This window comes from Lysinibacillus sp. FJAT-14222 (assembly GCF_001278875.1).
GTDB classification, from domain to species: Bacteria; Bacillota; Bacilli; order Bacillales_A; family Planococcaceae; genus Lysinibacillus; species Lysinibacillus agricola.
Genome location: NZ_LIYL01000038.1, coordinates 77113 through 102170, shown reverse-complemented (window position 1 = coordinate 102170; position 25058 = coordinate 77113). Strand labels below are relative to the sequence as shown.

Here is a 25058-nt window from a genome sequence, read left to right as displayed (position 1 = left end):
GAGTACTCACGAATAGGTAATCATGATGACTTATGTATGTGAGATGTACAATTTGCATGTATCCATAGTACTTTTGTGACGCCTTTAATAATAGACCTCACCCCCTTTAGGGTTTTAGTCTTATTATAAAAAAGACTACTGAACAAATTCTAAACAATTCCAGACTTTTTATTTACACAATTCAAAAAAATTCTATATTATTTCCACATCATTAATCTTTATACAACGACAAAAAAACAGTAAAAATCACTCAAATAGAGCACTTTTACTGTTTTTCATCATAGGTATGTTGGAAAGCTATTCATTTTACTTATTTTATATACATGTTTTATACATGGAAAATTTTTTATTTAATTTTTCCCACGTCCATATAGCAAGGTTAATATTTGTTGCTTCACATCGGAATGGGTACTGTTGTCCTCTAAGAATTCTAGTGGGAAATACACTTTATGATCTCGCTTCATGCGGCCAGAAATAGAATCCACAATAATAGATTCACGAGATAGCTCTTTTAGCTCTCCATTTTTCATTTCTAGGAAAATAGGAACGCGTACTTCTTCCTCCCCTGGGCGGTAAAAATCATAAGGTAAATCTGCCGTCGTATCATGGACAAGATAATATTCTGGATTTAAATCTGCTTGCTTGAAGAGCTCTTGAAGCTTTTGATATTTGTCTAGCTCTACACCTGGATCTAAATCGATGTACTGAAATAGCTTTCGATTGACGAAACGGCGACTTAAGTCACTCAAAATAGTATCTTCCTCTTGCATCCAAAGCTGAAAATATGTAAAAAGAATACTCTCATCTAATGCAAGATAGTCCTCAAGCGTAATGGAGTTGCGGAAAAATGCTAAAAAGTGTGTAGGCTCGTGCTTAAACTTGTAGCCAGCTATGCTTAATTGCTTAGCGCGTTTTAAAATATTATTTAAAATAACCTCCGCACTGCGAGATACTGGGTGGAAATAAATTTGTAGGTACATTTGATAGCGGCTCATTATATAATCCTCTACCGCATGCATGCCTGTCGCCTTAATAACGACCTGATTTTTTCGTGGGCGCATCACTCTTAAAATACGTTCCATATCAAAATGGCCATAGCTTACGCCAGTGAAATATGCATCGCGCTGTAGGTAATCCATACGATCAGCGTCGATTTGACTAGATATTAAACTGACAACCTGCTTATTTGGATATGTTTTTTCAATTACCTGTGATACTTTCTCGGGGAAATCAGCCGATACTTTTTTTAATACTGCATTCACTTCTGTATCGCCGACCAAAATTTGTCTTGTGTAAAATTCATGATCAAGCTCAAAGACATTTTCAAAAGCATGCGAAAATGGCCCATGCCCTAAATCGTGTAATAGGGCTGCACAAAGCACAAGAAGTCGTTCATCCTCATCCCATTCAGGACGACCTGCAAATATATCATCTACTATGCGGCGTACAATTTCGTACACACCAAGTGAGTGACTAAAGCGGCTATGCTCTGCTCCATGGAATACTAAAAACGTTGTACCGAGCTGGCGAATTCGGCGTAATCGCTGAAATTCTCTCGTCCCAACTAAATCCCAAATCACTTGATCCCGTACATGCACATAGCGATGCACTGGGTCCTTGAATACTTTTTCCTCTTGTAATTTAGCTTTTGCATAGTGTGTCAATTGTACAGCACCCCCGTTTCCTATTTGTTCTATTATATGCGATAAATGTAGGACTAGCATACATATTTCACTTTAATTATAGAGACTATCAACCTAACTCAATGTATTCTCGCCTTAATTTAGGATTCTATTGACCTAATTTCCAGGTTCATCATCAAAACGTGGGGTTGATTTCCGTTCCGACTGAGCGCTTTCCCGGGGGCGTCCGATGAGTCGCTTCGCTTCGCTGATTCTATCCTTCGCTTTGTCTCTTCTTTCCGTCGCTTCGTTGATTCTATCCTTCGCTTTGTCTCTGCTTTCCGTCGCTTCGTTGACTATTCGTCGCTTTGCCTCTTCTTTCCGTCGCTTCGATGGTTCTATCCGTCGCTTTGCCTTTTCTTTTCGGCGCTTCAATGACTATCCGTCGCTTTGTCTCTGCTTTCTACCGATCGTTGATTCTATCCGTCGCTTTGACCCTTCTTTCCGTCGCTTCGTTGACTTTCCGTCGCTTTGTCTCTGCTTTCCGTCACTTCGTTGATTCTATCCGTCGCTTTGACCCTTCTTTCCGTCGTTTTGCCTCTTCTTTCCGTCACTTCGTTCGTTCTATCCTTCGCTTTGCCCCTTCTTTCCGTCGCTTCGTTCGTTCTATCCTTCGCTTTGCCCCTTCTTTCCGTCGCTTCGTTAACTATCCTTCGCTTTGACTCTTCTATCCGTCACTTCGTTGATTCTATCCGTCGCTTTGACCCTTCTTTCCGTCGCTTCGTTGACTTTCCGTCGTTTTGCCTCTTCTTTCCGTCACTTCGTTCGTTCTATCCTTCGCTTTGCCCCTTCTTTCCGTCGCTTCGTTAACTATCCTTCGCTTTGACTCTTCTATCCGTCGCTTCGTTAACTATCCTTCGCTTTGACTCTTCTATCCGTCGCTTCGTTGACTTTCCGTCGATTTGACTCTTCTTTCCGTCACTTCGTTCGTTCTATCCTTCGTTTTGCCCCTTCTATTCGTCGCTTCGTTGGTTCTATCCGTCACTTTGTCTCTTCTTTTCGCCGCTTCAATGACTATCCGTCGCTTTGACTCTTCTTTCCAGCGCTTCGTTGATTCTATCCGTCACTTTGACCCTTCTTTCCGTCGCTTCGTTGACTATCCTTCGCTTTGACTCTTCTTTCCGTCGCTTCGTTGATTCTATCCGCCACTTTGCCTCTTCTTTCCGTAGATATTAAACTCTACAAAAAAAAACAAAAACTATCTTCAACTAGACTAGTGAAGATAGCATTTTGTTTAACTTATTTCTTTAACTTTGCTAAAACCTTTTCCATTAGTTCTTCTTCCGTTAGTGCAGCAACAGGGCGGCTATTTACAAAGGTAAATGTTTTTTTACGACCTGGGCCACAGTAAGAATGACAGCCAATTTCGATGGTTGCATCAGGATCGATTTCCTTTAATTTTGGAATTAACGTTTTTAAGTTAACGGCCTGACATTCATCGCAAACTTTAAATTCGTTTGCCATTTTGTCAACAACCCTTTCTATTTAGTATTTTTTTAACTTCTTTCAGCAAATGTCTTTTGTAGCTAAAGCAAAGCGTCAGCTACAAAAGTCTCCCACCTCTATAGGTGGTGAGATGAATGCGGTTTTAAATCACTTTTCAGCGGGTGTCCAAACATCCGCTGAAATAAAGGAACTCAGTCTAAGAACGCCACGTCCTGTGGCAACGACTGAGTGACCAACATCGTGTTGGCCTAAAGCCTCCGGCGGATGTCTAAAAATCGCTTCTATTGAACGTATGATCTTCACATATTTAAGTATGTAGCATACGTACAAACCTACATCCGGTATTGTATCGCACTTTTCACCTTGTATTCAAGCAAAATTCCTTCCACATAGATGAATAAAAGGTTAAAAGATTGGTCATGCTAGTTGTAAATAAAAAGTTCCAAATAAAGGTGGGAGGATTTTAATATGAGTAAAGTAAGACAAGATGCTTGGTTAGAAGAAAACGATGAATTATTAGCAGAGGCGGTAATTCGCCATGTAACGGAGGGTAGTACCCAGTTAAATGCCTTTGAAGAAGCTGGTGATGCTTTAAACCGTACTGCTGCTGCATGTGGTTTCCGTTGGAATGCTGTCGTTCGCAAAGAATTCGAGGAGCAATTAGCAGAAGCCAAAAAAGAAAGAAAAGAAAGAATGCGAGTGTTGGGAGCTCCAGCTAGACGCCGTGCTTCTAGTATGTTTACAGTCAATAATAGTGGCGCAGAAGGCAGATCAATTCCTCTATCTGCATTATCTCTTGATATTGTCATAGCCTATTTATTACGTTTACAGCACTCTGGTGAAGTAGGCAATGAGTCTTCAAAATGGAGACAGCTAGTGCACGTAACATCTGAGAAAAATAAAAAACTAGAGAAGACAATTACTCAGCTAGAAGAGGAAAATAGAGCTATTCGAAAAGATTACGAGCAATTTGTACAAATTATGAACCGTGCTAGACGACTAGTAACACTAGATGAAGAGGAAGAACGAGTTGCACCTGTTTTTAAAATGGAGAAAAACGGAAATCTTGTTGTAAGTAGTACTCCTTTTCAACAAGAAAATGGCGATGTGCTTAGTTAGCAGCATCGCTTTTTCTTTGGTCAATAATTATAGAAACCATCTATCACTTTAGTTCAAGCATTTTCGTATTCCGTTCTAAAATACGTTGTAAATAGAACCCATATAGCGTTAATTCTTCATCATGAAAAGACTCAACTCGAATTTCTTCTGCCATATTGTTAAGAAGTTGCTGTAAGCGAATAACAACATCTTCCACTGTTAACGATGCATCAACAAGTTCTGCTAGTGACGCCATCACATCAGGGACAATGTTAGGATACGTAAATTTTGTTTCTTCTCCTCTTAGACTTTCCTCATAAAAGTCACGAATGAGTGCTGCTCGGTCTGAACCGCTTCCTTCAATACATAAATAAATTTGTACTGCTACCCCTTGGCGTAAGCGTCTCTGAGAAATACCAGCAAACTTCTTTCCTTCAATACTTAAATCATAGGAGCCTGGGCAATAGGAACCTACAATTTCATAGGCTTCAATTTGATCCGCTACTTCAGGGAATAATCCCTTTACTAGAGCTACCATTACATCATAGCCATCATTAATGCTTAGCGCATCCGTTTGCTCAGATAAAACAATGGATATATTCAGTACGCCTTCATCAAGGACAACGGCTAGTCCGCCTGAATTACGCACAATGGGATGATAGCCACGTGTATTGAGCAAGTCCATACCCTGCTGCACATATGGTAAACGGTGATCCTGAATACCGAGCACAACAGATGCATCATGCACCCATGTACGAATAGTTGGTGGAGAGGCTAATTGTCCAACTAGCTGACATAAAGTATCGTCTGTTGCAAAGGATTCAAGTGGCGATCTTTGCTTCGCGCTAATGGATTGATCGTAAAAACGCCAAATCGGCTGTTGTAAAATACTTTTCATGAATGGTACTCCTCTATTTACATCTCTTCTCTTTAGAATACATTATCTATGGAAGGTGTCAAATTCGTGAAATGCAATCATGAACTTAGGGATTTTGTACAAACTATGATAAACTAAAATTTGAATGTTATTCACTTATAAAGGAGTGTTTTAAATAATGAATGAAGCAGCAATTACTTTAGATGGTTGGTACACTTTACATGATTTTCGCTCAATCGACTGGGCTTCATGGAAACTAGTTTCTGCTGAGGAACGCCAAGCAGCAGTTGAAGAATTCATTGCTTATTTAGAAAAATTAAATGAGGCTGATGTCGCTAAAACAGGTGCTCATGCATTTTACGCAATCGTTGGTCAAAAAGCTGACTTTATGATTATGACATTACGTGAAACAATGGAAGAGCTACAAGAGCTTGAAGCTGAATTTAATAAATTAGCGATTGCTGATTTTACAATTCCTACATATTCATATGTATCTGTTGTGGAGCTTTCTAACTATTTAGCAGGCGATTCAGACGAAGATCCATACCAAAATCCACATGTGCGTGCTCGTCTATACCCTGAACTTCCACGTGCTAAGCATGTTTGCTTCTACCCAATGGATAAGCGTCGTCAAGGCGATGATAATTGGTATATGCTTTCAATGGACGAACGCAAATCTCTAATGCGTTCTCACGGTATGATTGGTCGTGGCTATGCTGGTAAAGTTAAACAAATTATTACTGGTTCTGTTGGCTTCGATGATCATGAATGGGGCGTAACACTATTCGCAGATGACGTACTACAATTCAAAAAATTAGTATATGAAATGCGTTTTGATGAAGTTTCAGCTCGCTACGGTGAGTTCGGTGCATTCTTCGTTGGTAACCTTCTTGATCAAGAAAAACTAGTGAAATTCTTAACTGTCTAATCCAATATATAAAAATGCGAGTCCATACTAGCGGACTCGCATTTTTTAGAATTCGTTTTCTTCGCTGTTCTCTGATTCCAATATTAAAATAATTATATGAATAAAAAAACCAGTTAGAATCATAAGGAAAACTAAATACCAATTATATGGCTGATGGTAGTATTCTGCTATACCAATGGCCATGAATGCACTTATGATAATTGCTACAAACATACCAAAAATACGCATTGTAACACTCCTTCATGAAAGACAAAAATAATTTTCCATGTTAGTATGCCACAGTTTATTTTCAATATACTTGCAAAACATAAAAATTTAGCTATTTAATCATAAAAAGTTAACAAAAATAAAAAAGCGCCATCCACTACGAAGGGCACTGAAAAACTAAAGAAATTCATTTTTATATTACAAATCTGTCTTTTATTGGATTTAGAAACTTAAAAAAGTCGATTTGCATCACATTTTTTGTGGCAAATCGACTTTTTCAGTGCCATCCACTACGATGACACTTTCTTATATGGCTGCATTGTACCTCAAGACCTTTCATCCTTAACTTTCAAAATTAATATAATCGTATTGATAAAAAAACCTATAACGATTATTAATATAAAGAGATACCAATGGAGAGGCTGTCCGTAAAAACTCCCCACCAAAAATGCCAGCACAGCACTCAACAAAATACCAACCCAAACACCAAACTCCATTCCCTGTCACCTCACATGTATTCAATACACATGCAATTTTCAATCTCACATTCCCCAATATATTTTCTATTCTCTATTTACCCATTCTTTCTAAAAATTATATAAAGGATTTTCTCCTCTTTTACAAACTACTCGTCATTATTAATATATGCTCAGCATTTTTATAATGTGAATTTCTTTCATCAAAATTGAACATGTCTACAATACCTTCATGCATATACTGTCTGCGAGGAGGAATGAAAATCGCTGTTATAAAGACGAATGATGCACAAACATCCCTATTAGCAAGGCTTATGCGCGCCGAGGCAGAAGGCGATGGAGATTTAGGTATGCTGATGGTCGGCAATGTTGGCGTCAATCGTGTACGAGCAGATTGTTTAGATTTTACTGATGTTCGGACAATTGAACAAATGGTTTTTCAGCGTCCTGGAGGCTTTGAAGCAACAACACAAGGCTACTTTTTTCAACGAGCACGTGATCAAGACGTTAGATTAGCAAGGAGAGTTATTCAAGGTGAAAGATTCCATCCAGCAACTCGTTCGCTATGGTTTTTCAGACCTGGGGGAGATTGTCCTGCACAATGGTACGGTCAATGGAACACGGGAAGATTCAAAGCGCATTGCTTTTTCTCGCCAACTGAAGAAGATTGTCCTCAAATCTAAAAGAAAGAAGGTTGAAAATTTATGATGCCTTATTATTGGACACCGACAACGCAACAACAAATGCCTCCACAGGTAATGCCTCCACAGACGACTGGAGCACGACCACCTGGACGGGAGCAATCGTATATTGAAAATATTTTGCGTTTGAATCGCGGAAAACCCGCTACCTTCCATTTTTCCTTCGAGCACGCGGTTGAGCAAGGCAAAAACACGAAAACTGTGCGAGGCGTTGTAGAAGCTGCTGGTCGAGACCATGTTATTTTACGTGAACTCAAATCGAATCATCGTTTCCTATTCCCAATGATTTACTTTGATTTTGCTGAATATGATGAGGAAATGTCTTATTTTAACCAAAATCCATAATTGAAATGGGCTAACTCAAAGTTCTCAAAACAATAACTAATATATAAACCACCATACAAATGGTTCATAGGAGTCTACGTGGATATTTGCCCTTAGATCAAAAAAATCGGCATGTTAGGATAACCTCCTAGCATGCCAATTTTTACTTTAAGCTCAAGCCTTACAGTACGTCAAATGGGGACTTACTATTGATTTTCTTGTAAATACTGCAATGTTGCTTTTCCTAATGTTTTGGCAGCAATCAACATTGCACGCTCATCAAAGTCAAAGCGTACATGATGATGAGGATATGCCACTTCCCACTCTGGCTTTTTGGCACCTGTGAAGAAAAATGTACCTGGTACATTCTCTAAATAATACGCAAAGTCCTCACCAATCATAAATGGTGGGCACGTTATAATATTTTCTACTCCTGGTACATCTGCTGCAAGCTGTGCAATAAATTCTGTTTCTTTCACATGGTTGTAAACAGGTGGATAGCCTCTTGTATACCGATACTCATAGCTTGCGCCAAAAGCTAGACAAGTGGCATTTAATACTGCCTCAAGCTCTTGCTCCATCTGTCTGCGCACCTGCTCCTCAAAAGTACGTACCGTTCCCGCTAGTACTACTCGTTCAGCAATGACATTGAAAGGATTAATCGCCTCAAAATGACCAATTGTTAAAACGGCTGATTTTAAGGGATCAATGCGTCGAGATATAAGCTGCTGTGCATTGACAACAAACTGTGAAGCAAGGGCAACAGCATCAATAGAATGATGAGGCTCCGCACCATGACCACCTTTGCCTTGAATCGTAATTTCCACTTTATCCGCAGCAGCCATAATGGCTCCATCTCTCACCAAAATATCTCCCAGTGGCGTTGGTGCCCATAAATGTGTACCAAAAATAACGTCTACCCCATCTAGACAGCCATCTTCAATCATAGGCTTTGCTCCACCTGGTGCAATCTCTTCCGCATGCTGATGAATAAATACCACATTACCTGCAATCTCATCCTTTATTGCATTGAGTGCCTTAGCAAGCCCAAGTAATGTTGCAGTATGACCATCATGTCCGCATGCATGCATTTTACCCTCTATTTTTGACTTATAAGGAATATCGTTTTCTTCTTGAATCGCTAACGCATCAAAATCAGCACGCAATGCTACCGTTTTACCTGGCTTCCCACCACGTAATGTCGCAACAACACCACGCTCGCCTACATGTTCACGAACCTCATGTCCTAACGCTTGATGAAAAGCAGCTACATACGCCGGTGTCTCCACTTCCTCAAAGGATAATTCCGGATATTCATGTAAATGACGACGAATCGCTACCATTTCATCATAGTTATTATCTAGTAAAGTAAACAGCTTCTCCATATCACAAACCTCACTTTCTTTTGTCGAACTCATTTGGTAATAATAGTGTACTATAAATCCCTACAAAGACAATAGGATTAAAAACTATTATTCTCTATGTATTATATTGTTAGTTCGGAAGATAAATTCTCTTTATTATTACTAGTGGTTACCTGAGAAGCCTATTAAAACAACAAAAACTCCCTTACATATAATGTAAAAGAGTATCTTTGTAGGAATTCTAAATTTTATTATCGAGCATGTTTAAGGGCTGATACTATAATTAAAATCCATCCAGCTAAAAATAGCACACCACCAATTGGTGTAATAGCGCCTAGAACTTTAATACCGCTGATTGCCAGTACATACAAGCTTCCTGAAAAGAAGACAATACCGAGGTTAAAAAAGATGCCGGCTAGATTTAACTGCTTCACCTCACCTAGTAGTTTAGAGCTCATCAATAAGCCAATTATAAGTAAACCAGTGGCATGAAACATTTGGTACTGAACTGCTGTTTCCCAAATCCCCTGACCATAATCGTCTAGAATTTCTTTTAAAGCATGTGCACCGAATGCACCGAATGCCACTGCTAAAAAACCGTGGAGTGCACCTGTCACGATAAATTTTTTCATGTCATTTTTCCTACCTTTGGTTAAAAGTCAAAAATTGAATCACCATTTGCCCCGTCTTCTTCTTCAATTTTTGCAGTATATAAACTTGATTGCTTCGGCTCTGATACCAGCATTTGTGGCAAATGTTTTGACTGCGTTTTAGCAATGCCGTCAGGTGAGTCTAATACCACATCACATAATGCTCGAATTGCTGTTAAGGCTTCACGAATTTGCGGTTCGTTTCCAGCATTTTTGACACCAGATAATTGTTTTTCAAGTTGTTGAATAACGGCTTGATAAGGAATCATTACGCTCTCCCACTTTCTGCTTTTGGCACAAATTTTAGACATTCCGTGCCAGAGGATTGTTTAACGACAACGGATGGTATTTGCTTTGTTTTAAAGCCATACGCTACACAGGCCCGTGGAGTTTGTGGGTCCCATGTTACTTTAAAATATTGACAGTTGAAACAATTTACCTTCATCGTTGCCCCTCACTTTCTTCTATTATTAACTGTAACACGAAACGATGAGTGCATAAAGAAAACGATTTGTGCCAATCTCTAAGCTAGGCACCAATCAATTGGCTGCTCTCCCCATTCCATTAGCTGTGCATTGATCTTCGAATATGGTTTACTACCAAAAAAACCTCGATAGGCACTAAGAGGACTTGGATGAGGTGCTTCTAAAATGAAATGTGGCGTTGCGTATTTACGAATTAATTGTTTTTTTCGCTGTGCTGGTTTACCCCAAAGCACAAATATAATTGGTTTGTCCCGTGATGCTAATTTATCAATTACAGCATCCGTAAATTGCTCCCATCCTTGTTCTTTATGAGAATGCGCCTGGCCTGCTCGAACCGTTAATACAGTGTTCAATAGCATTACACCCTGTTGCGCCCATTTTGTTAATGTTCCGTTTTGAGGGATTGGACAGCCAAGATCATCCTGTAACTCTTGTAGCATATTTCGCAAGCTTGGTGGATTTGGGATTCCTGGCATGACCGAAAAACTTAATCCATGTGCTTGGTTTGGTCCATGATAAGGGTCCTGACCTAAAATTACGACATTTACATCCTGATAAGCTGTCGTATAAAATGCATTCATTATGTCATTCATTGGTGGATAAATTGTTTGTGTTGAATATTCAAGTGCTACAAATTGACGTAGCTTTTTATAGTATGGTTTTTCTATTTCTTCTGCAAGTACTGCTTGCCAATCATTCGGGAATACTTGTTTCATCGTAATATAAGCCCCTTTCTTCTCCTATAACGGTACAAAAAAATAATGTTGAATTCAAGCATTAGTTAAGACTGACATTATAAAAATATCGTATTGTGACTATTTTTATAGAATCAGAATAGGACTATACTAGATGGTAATTTTAAAACTTCATCTACAAAGGAGATCTATCACATGGCTCTTAAAAAAACTTTAACAATTGCTGGTTCAGACACATCAGGCGGCGCAGGTATGCAAGCCGATCTTAAAACTTTTCAAGAACACGGAACATATGGCATGGTGGCATTAACGGTTGTCGTAACAATGGATCCAAACGGCTGGACACATAACGTAACATCATTACCAACAGAGCTTTTACAAAAACAAATCGATACTGCTCTTTCAACAGGCATTGACGCAATAAAAACTGGCATGCTGTCAACTGAAGAAATCATTTCTATCGCTGGTGACGCTATCGCAAAGTCTGGCACTACAAATGTTGTCATCGATCCTGTAATGGTATGTAAGGGAGAAGATGAAGTATTGAACCCCGGTAACACAGATGCGATGATTCAACATCTTTTACCATTAGCAGCAGTAACAACACCAAATCTATTTGAGGCTGGACAATTAGCTGGAACTGGAACACCAAAGACAATCGAAGAGATGAAAATAGCAGCTCGTAAAATTCATGAGCTAGGTGCTAAAGCTGTTGTGATTAAAGGTGGAAAAGCGTTAGCTACTGAAAATGCAAGTGACTTATTCTTCGATGGTGAAAATTCTATTTATTAGAATCTGAAAAAGTCGCTTCTACTTATAATCATGGGGCTGGCTGTACATTTGCTGCTTCGGTGACAGCAAACCTTGCAAATGGTCTTTCAGTGAAAGAAGCTGTTATTGAAGCAAAAGAATTCGTATCTGCTGCAATCGCTCACGGTTGGGCATTAAATGACTATGTAGGACCAGTTATGCACGGTGCAAAATCTCGTTTTGGCGCACCACAAGTAACCGTAACAGAAATTTAACTTCTTTCAGCAAATGTCTTTTGTAACGAAAGCAAAGCGTCAGCTACAGAAGTCTCCCATCTCTAAAGGTGGTGAGATGAATGCGGGTTTAAGTTACTTTTAAGCAAGTTTCCAAACACCTGCTGAAAGAAGTTAAAGCCTCCGCGGATGTCACGCAATTATGCCGAGGCATAATTGATAAAGAGAAGGCATCTGATTAATTTCAGATGCCTCTTTTACATATAGTAGTTCTCCATCATTTCGAGCCGATAATCCCATGGATCGTTCATCGAAATGAATTGAGCCAATGCCTTACTTTCCTTTTTACGCTCTGCACGCGCCTTTGCTCGTTCAGATGCTGTTTCATGGAGTTTTGTCTCTTCTACTGTTTCTGGAATGACAGATGGAACTGGGGCTGGTTTATTATTTTCATCTAATGCAACAAAGGTTAATAATGCTGTTGCCGCTACCTTCCGTTCTCCCGTTTTCAAATTCTCAGAAATGACCTTCACGAAAACCTCCATTGAAGATATCCCAGTCCACGTTACATAAGATTCGAAATATACAGAATCAGTCGGGCGTATTGGATGTAGGAAGTCTACGGAATCCGTTGAGGCTGTCACACAATCTCTACGACTATGCTTAGCAGCTGAAATTGAAGCTACTTGATCGATGTCACTCATTAGTCGGCCGCCAAACAGTGTATTATGATTGTTAATATCATTCGGAAAAACTCGACTTGTACGCATAACTCTAGAATCTTTACAATATTTAAAGTCCTTGTTCACATCTATTCCCCCTAAAAACAACTGTTTATTTCTACTATATTGCTCTATTTTTCCATAAAAATCAAATAAATTATTTGAAAATTAAGAATTTTTATTCCGACTGTGGTTTTTTATTAATTCTCTGGACAAGATACGCTACTACTTCATATACCATATATTAGCTGTATATGGGAGGGAGAAGAATGGCAAGACGTAGACAACAACAAGACCCAAATACAAATACACAAGCAAGTTTCCTAGGTGGTGAAGAAGCAGGTCTCCTAGGAGAAGACATAGGTATCCAAGGTGGAAGTATAACCTCTACCAAAGTAGAATTAATTTCTTCAATGGTTTTGACAATAGGGTATTCACTAGCAACCCTCTCCACCATTTTAGCATTGCAGGAAGAAGAGGCAAATGAACAAGCAAGAACATCCGACGCGCAAAATCAAAGTGTACAATTTAGACAAATGCATAAGCATCTATCACATCTCAACAATCGTCTAGATTCCATTGAACGAAAACTCAACCGATATTAACATACATACCCCCAAAAACCACTAATTATAAAAAGCCGCGATTCTCCGTCATAAAAGAGAATCGCGGCTTTTTTACTATACTATGATAATGAGCTTTCTGTTTTCTTCCCTTATTACAGCTATACATATCAATGTTGAAGGAACGTCATCTATTGTACCAAGATAGAATTCGTTATTACCTAGTTTCCCTTCAACATTTTGAGCTGCCTATCCGTCAGTTAAGGAAGAAATCATGGTCAGTATCTTTTCATTTGTGAAACCGTATACAAAACAAAATGACACACTTTGTACAAATTTGCTTTCACATTCATTATATTGATATATTTCAATAATATTTTCAAGAATATTGCTTGATACATCTCCATAGATTAAAAGATGCAATCAATTATGCCTCGGCATAATTAACGTCCGGATTCGACTTTGTGCTTAGGCCTGCATGAGTCTGTCATTTCGGTAATGCGACAGGACGTGGCGTTCTTAGACTGAGTTCATCTATTTCACTAGGTGTTTGGACATCCACTGAAAAAGTAATTTCCACTTACATTCATCTCACTACCTATAGAGATGGGAGACTTCTGTACCTGTCGCTACGTTTTCGGTACAAAAAACATTTGTAACTGCCGTTTCACTTACGTTACATAAAACATCTGTAGCTGACGCTTTGCTTTCGCTACATAAAACATTTGTAGCTGACGCTTTGCTTTCGCTACATAAAACATCTGCTGAAAGAAATTAAAAGAGCTTTATTACTTCTTCATACTCTTCTGTTGTGAATACTCTAGAGTTCGTAATGAAATGCATATCTTCAACACTATCTAAAGAAAAACTTGCACCTCTGCCCTCAATCGCATGAATAATCAATTGAGTATGCTTAAAATATTCATATTGCGCTCTATGAATGTAAAAAGGAACGTCACCTATTGTACCAAGATAGATATCGTTTTCACCAATTTTAAAATCTCCTTCTACATAACACATCGGTGCAGAGCCATCACAGCAACCCCCAGATTGATAAAACATGATAGCGCCATGTCGACTCTTAATTAGCTCTATCAAATTTAAAGCCTCTTTTGTTGCAATCACTCGTTCTACCATGTTGTTATTCATCCTTTGGTATTAGAAAAATCCTTGTGCTTCTTTTTTGTAGCTCACTAAAAGACATTTAGTTTGTTGGTAGTGATCTAACATCATTGCATGGTTTTCACGACCGATACCAGAAAGTTTGAATCCACCAAATGCAGCACCCGCTGGATATTGATGATAAGTGTTTGTCCACACACGACCAGCTTGAATAGCTCGACCTGCACGGTAAGCAATGTCACCAGAACGTGACCAAACACCAGCACCTAAACCATATTCTGTATCATTTGCAATTTCCATTGCTTCATCGAAATCTTTGAATGTAGTTACGCCAAGCACTGGGCCAAAGATTTCTTCTTGGAAGATTCGCATTTTGTTATGACCTTTGAAAACTGTTGGTTGAATGTAGTTACCTCCAGCAAGGTCGCCTTCAAGAATATTTTCTTCTCCACCTATTAAGCACTCAGCACCCTCTTCTTTACCCAATTGTAAGTAAGAAAGAATTTTTTGCTTTTGTTCATTTGAAGCTTGAGCACCCATCATGACTTCTGTATCTAATGGATTACCAATTTTAATAGCTTTTACGCGTTCTAATGCACGTTCAATGAATTTATCGTAAATGGATTCTTGAACAAGTGCACGTGAAGGACAAGTACAAATTTCGCCTGAGTTTAATGCGAACATCACAAAGCCCTCAATTGCTTTATCTAAATATTCATCATCTGAAGCCATTACGTCCTCAAAGAATACGTTTGGTGATTTACCACCTAGCTCTAACGTTACAGGAATAATATTTTCAGTTGCATATTGCATAATTTGGCGACCAACAGCTGTTGAACCAGTAAAAGCAACTTTTGCAATTCGTTTGTTCGTTGCAAGTGGTTTACCAACTTCAACACCGAAGCCGTTTACAATGTTAAGTACGCCTTTTGGTAGGATGTCTTGAATTGTTTCAATTAACACTAATAATGAAACTGGCGTTTGTTCAGCTGGTTTCATCACGATACAGTTACCTGCTGCAAGTGCAGGAGCGATTTTCCAAGCTGCCATTAAGATTGGAAAGTTCCAAGGTATGATTTGACCAACTACACCTAGTGGCTCTTGGAAGTGGTATGCAACAGTGTCGTTATCTAATTGTGTTGTACGCCCTTCTTGTGCACGGATGACACCTGCAAAATAACGGAAGTGATCAATTGCTAAAGGAATATCTGCGTTTAACGTTTCGCGAACTGCTTTACCATTATCCCATGTTTCTGCAACAGCAATCATTTCTAAGTTTTCTTCAATGCGATCTGCGATTTTATTTAAAATAGATGCACGCTCAGTTGCGCTTGTTTTACCCCATGCATCTTTTGCTGCGTGTGCTGCATCAAGAGCAAGCTCAATATCTTCAGCTGTTGAACGAGCTGCTTTTGTGAAAACTTGACCTGTTACAGGTGTTTTATTTTCAAAGTATTGACCTTTTACTGGAGGAATCCATTCGCCACCGATAAAGTTATCATATTTTTCTTTGAAATTTACTACTGCTCCCGGAGTATTAGGATTTGCATAAATCATAGTATCAATCTCCCCATATTCTATTTATGAAACCGCATACAAATTATAACGACACAATTTATATTAATCTGTTTCACGTGTCCTATATTGATACATTAGAATAGTTTTTTCAAGTAATTAACCCTAGATAAATAGTGAATAATAATTATTTTAAAATAAAGAATTTTCTGTATTTTACTAACAGTATTTATTATTATGTTGGCAACAAAAGCCTTTCAATTTCCCTTTGTGAATTTTTTTTACTATACTTAAAGGAGAAATAATCGAGAGGAGTGTTAAGATGCAAGAAGTACAAGTAAAGACGTTGCAGGAATTATTGAATTCTTTCGCCAACAAAGACGTTTATATTCATCTTGAGACAACGAACGGTTCATATGCAGCACACTTTGATGAGAAATTTTTTAATGCAGGTGCTTTTATTCGCAATGCTAAAATCAACTATGAACTTGCTAAAGTGGTAGATGATTCACCCCATCGTGTCGGATTAAAAATGGCACATGGCTGGGTTTATGCTCAAGGCATCACACATTTTGAATTAGATGATTTAGGCCGTTTATTAATGGCTGGACTAGACTACTCAGGTAAATTGGCGATTGCACTTGAAATTAGTGAAACGCCGTTTACTTACTAAGGGGGACGACTATTTGAATTTACAACCACAACGTCATATTTTAATTGTTTACCCTCACCCAGATGATGAGGCTTTTTCAGTTGCTGGAACAATTGCCTATTATACAAAAAAAATGAATACTCCTGTTACATATGCCTGTTTAACTTTAGGCGAAATGGGGCGTAATTTAGGAAATCCACCTTTTGCGACACGTGAATCCTTGCCAGAAATTCGACGCAAGGAGCTTATTGCAGCAGCAGAGGCAATGGGAATACAAGATTTACGTATGCTTGGCTTCCGTGATAAAACGATTGAATTTGAAAACGATGAAAAAATGGTAAAGCTAGTTGAAGGTTTAATAGAGGAATTAATGCCTTCTCTTATTATTACATTCTTACCTGGCTTTGCAGTGCATCCAGACCATGAGGCAACAGCACGTGCAGTAGTAGAAGCTGTTCGTCGTATGCCAAAAGCTGCACGTCCACAAGTGTTTGGATGTGCCTTTGCAAATGATACAATTGAAAAAAATGGGGAGCCACATGTTGTCATCGATATTAGTGAAATGAAGACGGATAAAATTAAAGCATTACAAGCACATGCATCTCAAACTGCTTGGATGATGCAAGAAACTGAAAAACGCATCGATGACGGTGAGCCAATGAGTGAAAGCTGGCTAAATATTGAAAAGTTCTATATTGTGAATCCTGATCAATATGTAAAATAAGAACAAATGCGCTAAAGCGCTCGTTTACATCCGACAAGCGCTAGAGAGCCCGAAGCAAAAGTAAACGCTCTACCACTTTTGCCCGAGGGATCGAAGCGACCTCGAGGATGTAGCGCTTTAGCCTAGACGCCGACTATGCACTAGGTTATCCACAGGAAAAAAATCTATAGTTTCCTTAACTAGAACAAAACGGTTCTGTTCTCTTTCTTAAATGAGAACAGAACCGTTTTTATATTAAGCGACCCTTAATTTTTTTAAAATATGAACAAAAAAAGTTATAGCAAATACAATAATTAACACGATAAAAAACATATAGTGTGGAACGTGAACACCGATGACGCTAGCTAGCATTTTCAGCGCAATAATACCAATAATAATAAATGCTGTTGCCTCTAGTTCTGGTATTTTTTCAATAATGATTAAAAATAAGCCTGCAATGGTTCTCATCATTAAAATACCTAGCATCCCCCCGATGAGTAATATCCAAATTTGATTGGATATCGCAAAAGCGGCAAAAATCGCGTCAATTGAAAAGGCAATATCCATCAGTTCTACCGAAATAACAGTCGCCCAAAACGTGCCAAAAAGACGAACCATCAGCCCTGTTTTTTTCATTTCCTTGGCGCTATCCTCTTCCCCAATTTGTAAGAAATGGGCGACACATAGCCAACCTAAATACAAAGCTCCTAGCAATTTAATATACCAAAACTCTACCAAATAAACACCTATACCAATAAACAAGAACCTGAAAAAATAGGCACCAAACATACCGTACATTAACGCTCGTTTGCGTTGCTTGTTTGGCAAATGCTTCACTAGCACTGCTAATACAAGTGCGTTATCTGCCGACAGTAAACCTTCTATTATAACTAGTGTTGATATTAACCCCCAAGATACAGGGTCAGTTAAAATTTCTTTCCACATTTCCCAATCGAAAAATTGAATGTATGTAGATAGAATTCCTTGAATGATTTCCAATTACATACCCTCCTACTTGTCCTAAGGTATTCTAGTATATGCTTGACCATTTTCGTTATGAGGAAATGAACGTATCCTTTATTTCTACAAAAAATTCTCGAAAAAATTTAATTATTCTCCGTTATGTAGGTACCTAGATCAATTATGCCTCGGCATAATTGCGTCCAGAATCGACTTTGTGCTTAGGCCTGCACGAAGGCCGACACGATGTCGGTAATGCCACAGGACGTGGCGTTTTTACCGATGCAGGTCAGTTAGCCGTTATCGCATGGATGCGATGATTTTAGGCTAACATCCTCTGTGAACTCCTTTTTCCGATTCCGTGACATCCGCCAGAGGCTTTAACTTCTTTCAGCGGGTGTTTGGACACCCGCTGAAAGAAATTGAAATAGACACCGAAAATTTAGAATTTACTAAAAATTAATAACAAAAAGCTAATAAAATATGCTATCATAGATAAATGTTTTACGTATAACGGAGGATGAATACTATGGAAGTTGCTGACACTAGAACTGTGCAAGTAGAAAATGTCTTAATTGCTCATCATTTCTTAAAAGACGTAGTGGTGCACACGCCGCTACAAAAAAATGACTATTTATCCGAGAAATACGGAGCTAATATTTATTTTAAACGCGAAGATTTACAGCATGTACGCTCATTTAAACTTCGTGGTGCCTACTATAAGATTAAAAAAATTGAAGAAGAGGCTCGCAAAGCTGGCGTTGTTTGTGCAAGTGCAGGCAACCATGCCCAAGGTGTTGCTTACGCCTGTGCACAACTGAAAATTCAAGCAAGCATTTTTATGCCTCAAACAACCCCTAAGCAAAAAATTGATCAAGTGCGTATGTTTGGTCGTGATTATGTGGAAATTATTTTAGCGGGTGATACCTTTGATGATTCTGCGGAAAGTGCATTAGCTTACTGTGAAGAACACGATAAAATCTTTATCCATCCATTTGATGATTTTGATGTCATCGCTGGTCAAGGAACGGTTGCCGTTGAAATTATGAATGACATGGAGGAACCAATCGACTACGTATTTGGTAGTATCGGTGGCGGTGGCTTAATGTCAGGTGTTTCTGCCTACGTGAAAAACCTTTCCCCCAATAGTAAAATTATCGGTGCAGAGCCTGCTGGGGCAGGTAGCATGAAGGCTGCATTTGCAGAAGGCGGCGCAGTGGCACTTGATTGGATTGACAAGTTCGTAGATGGTGCTGCAGTAAAATGTGTCGGTAATCACACGTACAATGTTTGTCGCCGCTATTTAGACGACATTGTACTAGTACCAGAAGGAAAAGTATGTACAACGATTTTAGATCTTTATAATAAACACGCCATTATCGCAGAGCCTGCCGGAGCATTATCTGTAGCGGCACTCGATTATTATAAAGAAGAAATAAAAGGAAAATCTGTCGTTATCATCATTAGTGGTGGTAATAATGACATTGGACGTATGCAGGAGATTAAAGAAAAATCTTTAATTCACGAAGGCTTACTATACTACTTCATCGTAAGCTTCCCACAGCGTGCAGGTGCTCTTCGCCAATTCCTCACAAGCGTTCTAGGACCAAATGATGATATAACGACTTTCGAATATACAAAGAAAAACAACAAAGAAAGTGGTCCTGCCCTAGTCGGTATCGAGCTTGGCAATCGTGAAGACTACGAAGGATTACTAGCACGCATGAATGAATTCGGCTTCAAATATAAAGAGGTAAACAACGACATTCAACTATTTGGCTTACTAGTCTAAAATAAAGAGTCACACTTGCTATGTAAGTGTGGCTTTTTTTGTGGGGCTGAGAGGTTTATCGAGACTTTTTTGAGGTTTATCGAAACTTTTTTGAAGTTTATCGAAACTTTTTTGAAGTTTATCGAAACTTTTCTCTTGTTTATCGAGACTTTTCAGCGTTTTATCGACCAACTTTTTAAAAATATCGACATCTACCTTACAAGCGTCACTATCTGACCGCACCGATAGTTTGCGCCGCTTACATTTACTCTAACAAATTGGCAGGAATTACATATTTCCTGTTTTTATTTTCACCTATCGTTTCAAATTTTAACTTTTTCAATAAATAATAAACCGCCTTTTCTGAGTCAATATCAAAAAAATTGCGAAATTGGGCATTTGTAATATTGTTGCTCATCATTAATCGAAAATCATGTAATGCGATTAGCATTGATTGATTATCAATCGATTGGCAATTACTACAACGCCATTTCCCATGGGTGTAACGTAGGACATAGTCAAAATGACAATGCGAGCATAGTGCACCTTTCTTCAATTCATCCACTTTAATATCTAGGGTCCATTGAATTGATTTGTGCATCTTTAAAATATGCGCTGATAATTCTCTCAAATCTTTTTCACTTAGACAGACTTGTTGATACTGCTTGAACAGCTGCTCCATCCTTTCTGCCAACCCACTCACATGAATAATCGGTTGCGCAGACAAGCTTGGCGTCATAATCATGTTCGGATTTGCAGAGACGATCATATAAACAATAGGTATATGGTAGCTCACCTTTTGAAAAATCTGGCGCAAAAACCTAGCATGCCGCTTCACTTGATCAAATGGATTTCTAAAGCCATCTACTCTGCCATCAGACGTAATTCGAATAAATTGATGGTTATCTTCCATATATTCTACACGACCAACGATATTTTTAATTTCCACTATTAATACAAAATTTCGCGACATATATAATGTATCTATTTGATGTATTGCTCCACCTTCAGCTTTAAGCTGGACATCATGCAATAAATAATGCGCTTGCTCCAAATAGATTTCCTGCCATTCCTGATCTACTCGTTGCTCACCTGCATAGCCTGCTCTTGTTCTATTTAGCATTTCTTGATAGTAAGTAGACTTTGGGTGAGATTTCGGTAACCTCCTTTCAATCATTTCTAATATGAGTTGCTTCGATGAAACTTTGCGCTTTTTGAGTAACATATTTTCACCTCCTTTAGCTAGATTATAATGCAATTTATCGAAACGCATTGCCTATTTATCGAAAATTTCTGATTGTTTATCGACCAACTTTATCGATTTATCACCCAACTTTGTTAGTTTATCACCTAACTTTTAAAAAATATCGACATCCAGCGAAAAAAACGCCCATACCTATGTATGAGCGTTTTATCATTTATTATCCTAGTAACGCACGGTCTGAGTTCATTTTCTCACCGCGGATACGTTCGAACTCTGCCATTAAATCTGGGATGGTTAACTCGTGTTTGCGATCCTCGCCAACCTCTAAAATGACTTGACCTTTATCCATCATAATCAGTCGATTTCCTAAGTCTAATGCTTGTTGCATATTGTGCGTGACCATTAATGTTGTTAAGCTGTCTTTCTCAACTAAATATTTCGTAATACGTGTGATCAACTCCGCACGTGATGGATCGAGTGCCGCAGTATGCTCATCAAGCAATAAAATCGATGGCTTCGTGAACGTTGCCATTAAAAGTGACAATGCTTGACGTTCTCCACCTGAAAGTAAGCCAACCTTCGCAGATAGACGATTCTCCAGATTTAAGCCCAACATCTCTAACGATTCTTTAAAAAATTCTCGACGCTTTTTATCAACACCGAAACGCATGCCTCTACTCTTATTACGTGAGTAAGCTAATGCTAAATTTTCTTCAATTGTCATTGTTGGTGCTGTACCAGCCATTGGATCCTGAAACACGCGACCGATGTAGTGAGAGCGCTTATATTCTGGTAAAGTAGTAACCTCATTCCCATCGATTGAAACTGTGCCGAAGTCAGGTGTTAATGCGCCAGAAATCATATTCATCATTGTTGATTTACCAGCACCATTACTGCCGATAATTGTGACAAAATCACCTGACTTTAAGTGCAAATTAATTTCTGCAAGTGCTATTTTTTCATCGGGCGTACCTTCATTAAAAATTTTGTTAATGCCGTTTAATTTAAGCAAGGCCTTTCCCTCCCTGCTCTACGGTTTTTACTTGTGCACGCTCTGCTGCGCGCTTCACCTTACGTTTGCGCTCCTTACTTTTATTGATAAATTGAGGTAAAATCAACGCTAAAATTACAATGATAGCTGTTATTAATTTCATATCTCCTGAATCGAGGAAATCTACACGTAATGCTAATGCTAAAATAATGCGGTAAATGATCGCTCCCGTAATGACAGCTAAAGTTGTGCGCATAATGGTTTTTGTACCGAAGATGGCTTCACCGATAATAACAGATGCAAGTCCAATAACAATCATCCCAATCCCCATACTTACATCTGAGAACTTCGAATATTGTGCGATTAAAGCTCCAGAAAATGCGACAAGGGCGTTAGAAAGTCCTAGCCCTAGAATAATCAGTGTATCTGTATTTGCTGAGAAGCTACGAATCATACGCTTATTATCACCAGTTGCTCGAATAGCCAGTCCGACCTCTGTTTTTAAGAACCAGTCTGCAATGAATTTAATTAAAATCGTGATGATTAACACTACAATCAATGTACTCCATGTTGATGGTAGTTGCTGAACGCCGATGCCTTTTAATAGGTTATTTAATGCAGCATCGATACCTAAATCACTCCAAAATGCTTGAAACTTTGAAAATAAAGTCTCTGAATTCAATAGTGGAATATTTGGACGACCTATCGTATTTTCTGCAGTTAACCCCATGATACGTAAGTTAATAGAATACAAAGCAATCATCATTAAAATCCCCGATAATAGTGGATTAATTTTCCCTTTTGTGTGAAGAATTCCTGTCATACATCCAGCAATAAATCCAGCAACAATTGCCACTAAAGTCGCTAAGATTGGGTGGTAGCCAAGCAGAATCATCGTTGCTGACGTAGCCGCCCCTGTTACAAAGCTTCCATCAACCGTTAAATCCGGAAAATCTAACACGCGGAATGTTAAATACACACCAAGCGCCATAATTGCATAGATGATTCCTTGCTCCATTGCGCCAAATATTGCTAAAAACATAGTTGAATCATCTCCTAATAATTTCTTAAGCTCATTTTTATTAAAAATTCTTACTTGAGCTCCATTCCCTTAATGGAGCTCAAAACTAATAAATCCCTTTGAAAGACGTACATAATATTATTTTTAAGGTTTTAGCACGACGGCCTGCGATAACTTCTTGCCCAACATCCGCATTGCCAAAAGGAAGCTCAGTTCTCGCCTGTGGAAAGCATTACTAAATCCATTTGTTAAATTAATGGCCCATCACCCAAAATTGGAGAAGATATTTATAAAAAAGTATATAAGTTGATTGGAGTGGAGACTGGGCGACTCCTTGGGGATCAGTGTCACAGATGAGACCCCTGGAGCGCAAGCGAATGTTTTCTGTGCGAAAGCGTCGTACTAACGTAGCGACAGCAAATGTTTTATCTGTGCGAAAGCGTAGCGACAGCAACAACAATGTTTTATCTGTGCGAAAGCGTAGCGACAGCAACAACAAATGTTTTCTGTAGCGAAAGCAAAGCGGCAGCTACAAATGTTTTATCTGCGCGAAAGCGAAGCGTCAGCGGCAAATGTTTTCTGTAGCGAAAACAAAGCGGCAGCTACAAATGTTTTATCTGCGCGAAAGCGAAGCGTCAGCGACAAAGCGCCCAGTCTGAACGGAAATCAACCTTACGTTATGATAATGAGCCAAATTTAATAGGAATTCACATGAATTTCCCATCGACCCAAAACCGCTTTAAAATAAGATAAAGCGGGGGCAGCTTTAGTTCTCCCCCGCTTTGCTTCATAAGATGACTTCAGGCCATTACTTTTCTAAAAGCTCTGCACCCCAAGAATCTTTAATGTCGATTCCTAAATCATCTGCTACTTTTTTATTTATTAATAGTTTTAAGTTTTGTGGGTATTGCGCTGGTGTATCGGCAGGTGTTGCTTCACCTTTTAGAATCTTTACAGCCATTTGACCAGCTTCATAACCGATATCGAAATATTCAAAACCATATGCCGCTAAGCCACCACGTGCCACAGAGTCAAGCTCCCCTACAATAAGTGGTAATTTATTGGCATTCGCTACATCAATCACAGATTCTAGAGCAGAAACTACTGTATTATCAGTAATGATATAGAATGCATCTGCTTTACCAATTAATGATTCAGCAGCTTGTTTTACCTCCGCAGAAGTTGCAGCAGATGCCTCAACCACAGTTAGGCCTTGCTCGCCCATAACTTTTTTCACTTCTTTTACTTGTGCTACTGAGTTTTGCTCACCAGCGTTGTACACCATACCTACTTTTTTCGCACCTAATTCCTTTAAGAATGACACTGTGTTCGAAATAGTATCAGGATGTAAATCGATCGTACCCGTTACATTTTTCCCTGGCTTCTCCATAGATTCAATTAACTGTGCGTCAACAGCATCTGTTACAGAAGTAAAGATAATTGGAATATCACTAGTTGCTGTTGCTGCCGCTTGTGCGGACGGCGTAGAGTTTGCAAATATTAAATCTACGTTCGCACTTACTAGATTGTTTGCAATCGTCGTGTTAAGACTGTTATCCCCTTGCGCTATTTGTGGATCGTATTCAACTTTTAAGCCAGATTCTTCAATTGCTTTTTTGAAACCTTCCGTTGCAGCATTTAAAGATGGATGCTCAACTATTTGAGTAATCCCGATTTTATATGTTTTGCCATCTTCATTGCCGCTCTCGCTTACATTATTCTTTTCGTTCCCTTTCGAATCAGATGAACTAGAGCCACCGCTACCACAAGCAGCAAGCATTAAAACTAACCCAAATAACAGGAACGAAAGCTTTTTTAAATTGCTCTTCACAAATAATCCCCCCGACTATTATCTCTGATATTTATCACACTTCATCCAAACAAAGTGTGAACGTATCGCTATATTATCGTTATTATC

27 protein-coding genes and 1 pseudogene are annotated in these 25058 nt (G+C 38.8%); 11 read left to right on the top strand and 17 right to left on the bottom strand.

Annotated features, from left to right (window positions below; translation table 11 throughout):
- Positions 1-350 precede the first annotated feature (350 nt).
- The 3 genes from AN161_RS16565 to AN161_RS16555 form a co-directional block, all read right to left on the bottom strand.
- Positions 351-1664 carry an HD domain-containing protein gene (locus AN161_RS16565; protein ID WP_053595465.1) on the bottom strand — a complete coding sequence of 438 codons (1314 nt, stop codon included), beginning with the start codon at positions 1662-1664 and terminating at the stop codon, positions 351-353.
- 135 nt (positions 1665-1799) lie between these two features.
- Positions 1800-2057, bottom strand: a complete 258-nt coding sequence (locus AN161_RS16560; RefSeq protein ID WP_053595447.1) for a hypothetical protein — start codon at positions 2055-2057, stop codon at positions 1800-1802.
- A gap of 864 nt (positions 2058-2921) precedes the next feature.
- Entirely contained in the window at positions 2922-3146 is a 225-nt protein-coding gene (locus AN161_RS16555) for a DUF1450 domain-containing protein (RefSeq protein ID WP_049667962.1), read from the bottom strand.
- A gap of 450 nt (positions 3147-3596) precedes the next feature.
- Between AN161_RS16555 and AN161_RS16550 the strand changes: the two genes are divergently transcribed.
- Positions 3597-4247 (top strand): RsfA family transcriptional regulator, encoded by a 651-nt coding sequence (locus AN161_RS16550; protein WP_053595446.1) that lies wholly within the window; start codon positions 3597-3599, stop codon positions 4245-4247.
- A gap of 43 nt (positions 4248-4290) precedes the next feature.
- Here AN161_RS16550 and AN161_RS16545 read toward each other — a convergent pair whose 3' ends face one another.
- A complete protein-coding gene (locus AN161_RS16545) occupies positions 4291-5124 on the bottom strand; it encodes a lipoate--protein ligase family protein (RefSeq protein WP_053595445.1) in 834 nt (277 codons plus the stop codon).
- 157 nt (positions 5125-5281) lie between these two features.
- Between AN161_RS16545 and hemQ the strand changes: the two genes are divergently transcribed.
- From hemQ to gerQ, 3 genes are all read left to right on the top strand, one after another.
- Positions 5282-6031 (top strand): hydrogen peroxide-dependent heme synthase, encoded by a 750-nt coding sequence (hemQ, locus tag AN161_RS16540; RefSeq protein WP_053595444.1) that lies wholly within the window; start codon positions 5282-5284, stop codon positions 6029-6031.
- 940 nt (positions 6032-6971) lie between these two features.
- Positions 6972-7397 (top strand): cell wall hydrolase, encoded by a 426-nt coding sequence (locus AN161_RS16530; RefSeq protein WP_082340160.1) that lies wholly within the window; start codon positions 6972-6974, stop codon positions 7395-7397.
- A gap of 21 nt (positions 7398-7418) precedes the next feature.
- Complete coding sequence (gene gerQ, locus AN161_RS16525; RefSeq protein WP_082340155.1) at positions 7419-7760, top strand: spore coat protein GerQ; 342 nt, start codon at positions 7419-7421, stop codon at positions 7758-7760.
- Between the two features lie 185 nt (positions 7761-7945).
- On the opposite strand, the gene AN161_RS16520 is transcribed toward gerQ, so the two are convergent.
- The 5 genes from AN161_RS16520 to AN161_RS16500 form a co-directional block, all read right to left on the bottom strand.
- Entirely contained in the window at positions 7946-9124 is a 1179-nt protein-coding gene (locus tag AN161_RS16520; RefSeq protein WP_053595442.1) for a M20 family metallopeptidase, read from the bottom strand.
- Between the two features lie 230 nt (positions 9125-9354).
- Entirely contained in the window at positions 9355-9735 is a 381-nt protein-coding gene (locus AN161_RS16515) for a DUF423 domain-containing protein (protein WP_053595441.1), read from the bottom strand.
- A gap of 20 nt (positions 9736-9755) precedes the next feature.
- Positions 9756-10022 carry a YwdI family protein gene (locus AN161_RS16510; RefSeq protein ID WP_053595440.1) on the bottom strand — a complete coding sequence of 89 codons (267 nt, stop codon included), beginning with the start codon at positions 10020-10022 and terminating at the stop codon, positions 9756-9758.
- Complete coding sequence (locus AN161_RS16505) at positions 10022-10198, bottom strand: hypothetical protein (RefSeq protein ID WP_053595439.1); 177 nt, start codon at positions 10196-10198, stop codon at positions 10022-10024. Before AN161_RS16505 ends, AN161_RS16510 begins: the two co-directional genes overlap by 1 nt.
- A gap of 78 nt (positions 10199-10276) precedes the next feature.
- On the bottom strand, positions 10277-10954 hold the full coding sequence (locus AN161_RS16500; protein WP_053595438.1) for a uracil-DNA glycosylase: 678 nt from the start codon (positions 10952-10954) through the stop codon (positions 10277-10279).
- 174 nt (positions 10955-11128) lie between these two features.
- Here AN161_RS16500 and thiD point away from each other — a divergent pair.
- Positions 11129-11958, top strand: a pseudogene (thiD, locus tag AN161_RS16495) (bifunctional hydroxymethylpyrimidine kinase/phosphomethylpyrimidine kinase).
- Between the two features lie 215 nt (positions 11959-12173).
- Here the strand turns inward: thiD and AN161_RS16490 are convergent.
- The gene (locus AN161_RS16490; protein ID WP_053595437.1) at positions 12174-12725 is read right to left on the bottom strand and encodes an acyl-CoA thioesterase; all 552 of its coding nucleotides are present in this window, start codon (positions 12723-12725) and stop codon (positions 12174-12176) included.
- A 182-nt stretch (positions 12726-12907) separates the two neighbouring features.
- Between AN161_RS16490 and AN161_RS16485 the strand changes: the two genes are divergently transcribed.
- Positions 12908-13243, top strand: a complete 336-nt coding sequence (locus tag AN161_RS16485; RefSeq protein WP_241774587.1) for a hypothetical protein — start codon at positions 12908-12910, stop codon at positions 13241-13243.
- A 732-nt stretch (positions 13244-13975) separates the two neighbouring features.
- Here the strand turns inward: AN161_RS16485 and AN161_RS16480 are convergent.
- Both AN161_RS16480 and AN161_RS16475 read right to left on the bottom strand, forming a co-directional pair.
- On the bottom strand, positions 13976-14338 hold the full coding sequence (locus AN161_RS16480) for a DUF779 domain-containing protein (protein WP_053595436.1): 363 nt from the start codon (positions 14336-14338) through the stop codon (positions 13976-13978).
- 21 nt (positions 14339-14359) lie between these two features.
- On the bottom strand, positions 14360-15880 hold the full coding sequence (locus tag AN161_RS16475; protein WP_053595435.1) for an aldehyde dehydrogenase family protein: 1521 nt from the start codon (positions 15878-15880) through the stop codon (positions 14360-14362).
- Between the two features lie 280 nt (positions 15881-16160).
- Between AN161_RS16475 and AN161_RS16470 the strand changes: the two genes are divergently transcribed.
- The gene (locus tag AN161_RS16470) at positions 16161-16511 is read left to right on the top strand and encodes a YojF family protein (RefSeq protein WP_053484519.1); all 351 of its coding nucleotides are present in this window, start codon (positions 16161-16163) and stop codon (positions 16509-16511) included.
- A 13-nt stretch (positions 16512-16524) separates the two neighbouring features.
- Positions 16525-17214 (top strand): bacillithiol biosynthesis deacetylase BshB2, encoded by a 690-nt coding sequence (gene bshB2 / locus AN161_RS16465; RefSeq protein ID WP_053595434.1) that lies wholly within the window; start codon positions 16525-16527, stop codon positions 17212-17214.
- A gap of 234 nt (positions 17215-17448) precedes the next feature.
- Here bshB2 and AN161_RS16460 read toward each other — a convergent pair whose 3' ends face one another.
- Positions 17449-18192, bottom strand: coding sequence for a DUF475 domain-containing protein (locus tag AN161_RS16460; RefSeq protein ID WP_053595433.1), 744 nt, complete (start codon positions 18190-18192; stop codon positions 17449-17451).
- Between the two features lie 490 nt (positions 18193-18682).
- On the opposite strand from AN161_RS16460, the gene ilvA reads away from it, so the two are divergent.
- Positions 18683-19945: a threonine ammonia-lyase IlvA gene (ilvA, locus tag AN161_RS16455; RefSeq protein WP_053595432.1), complete on the top strand. Its 1263-nt coding sequence runs from the start codon at positions 18683-18685 to the stop codon at positions 19943-19945.
- A 244-nt stretch (positions 19946-20189) separates the two neighbouring features.
- Here ilvA and AN161_RS16445 read toward each other — a convergent pair whose 3' ends face one another.
- From AN161_RS16445 to AN161_RS16435, 3 genes are all read right to left on the bottom strand, one after another.
- Entirely contained in the window at positions 20190-21149 is a 960-nt protein-coding gene (locus AN161_RS16445; protein WP_053595430.1) for a nuclease-related domain-containing protein, read from the bottom strand.
- 196 nt (positions 21150-21345) lie between these two features.
- Entirely contained in the window at positions 21346-22140 is a 795-nt protein-coding gene (locus AN161_RS16440) for an ABC transporter ATP-binding protein (protein WP_053595429.1), read from the bottom strand.
- Positions 22133-23161, bottom strand: a complete 1029-nt coding sequence (locus AN161_RS16435; protein WP_053595428.1) for an ABC transporter permease — start codon at positions 23159-23161, stop codon at positions 22133-22135. Before AN161_RS16435 ends, AN161_RS16440 begins: the two co-directional genes overlap by 8 nt.
- Positions 23162-23517: 356 nt before the next feature.
- Between AN161_RS16435 and AN161_RS31100 the strand changes: the two genes are divergently transcribed.
- Together AN161_RS31100 and AN161_RS28955 are read left to right on the top strand one after the other, a co-directional pair.
- A complete protein-coding gene (locus tag AN161_RS31100) occupies positions 23518-23652 on the top strand; it encodes a hypothetical protein (RefSeq protein WP_277815958.1) in 135 nt (44 codons plus the stop codon).
- Positions 23640-23840, top strand: a complete 201-nt coding sequence (locus AN161_RS28955) for a hypothetical protein (RefSeq protein ID WP_143114872.1) — start codon at positions 23640-23642, stop codon at positions 23838-23840. Before AN161_RS31100 ends, AN161_RS28955 begins: the two co-directional genes overlap by 13 nt.
- 108 nt (positions 23841-23948) lie before the next feature.
- Here AN161_RS28955 and AN161_RS16430 read toward each other — a convergent pair whose 3' ends face one another.
- Positions 23949-24971 (bottom strand): ABC transporter substrate-binding protein, encoded by a 1023-nt coding sequence (locus tag AN161_RS16430; RefSeq protein WP_053595427.1) that lies wholly within the window; start codon positions 24969-24971, stop codon positions 23949-23951.
- Positions 24972-25058 lie beyond the last annotated feature (87 nt).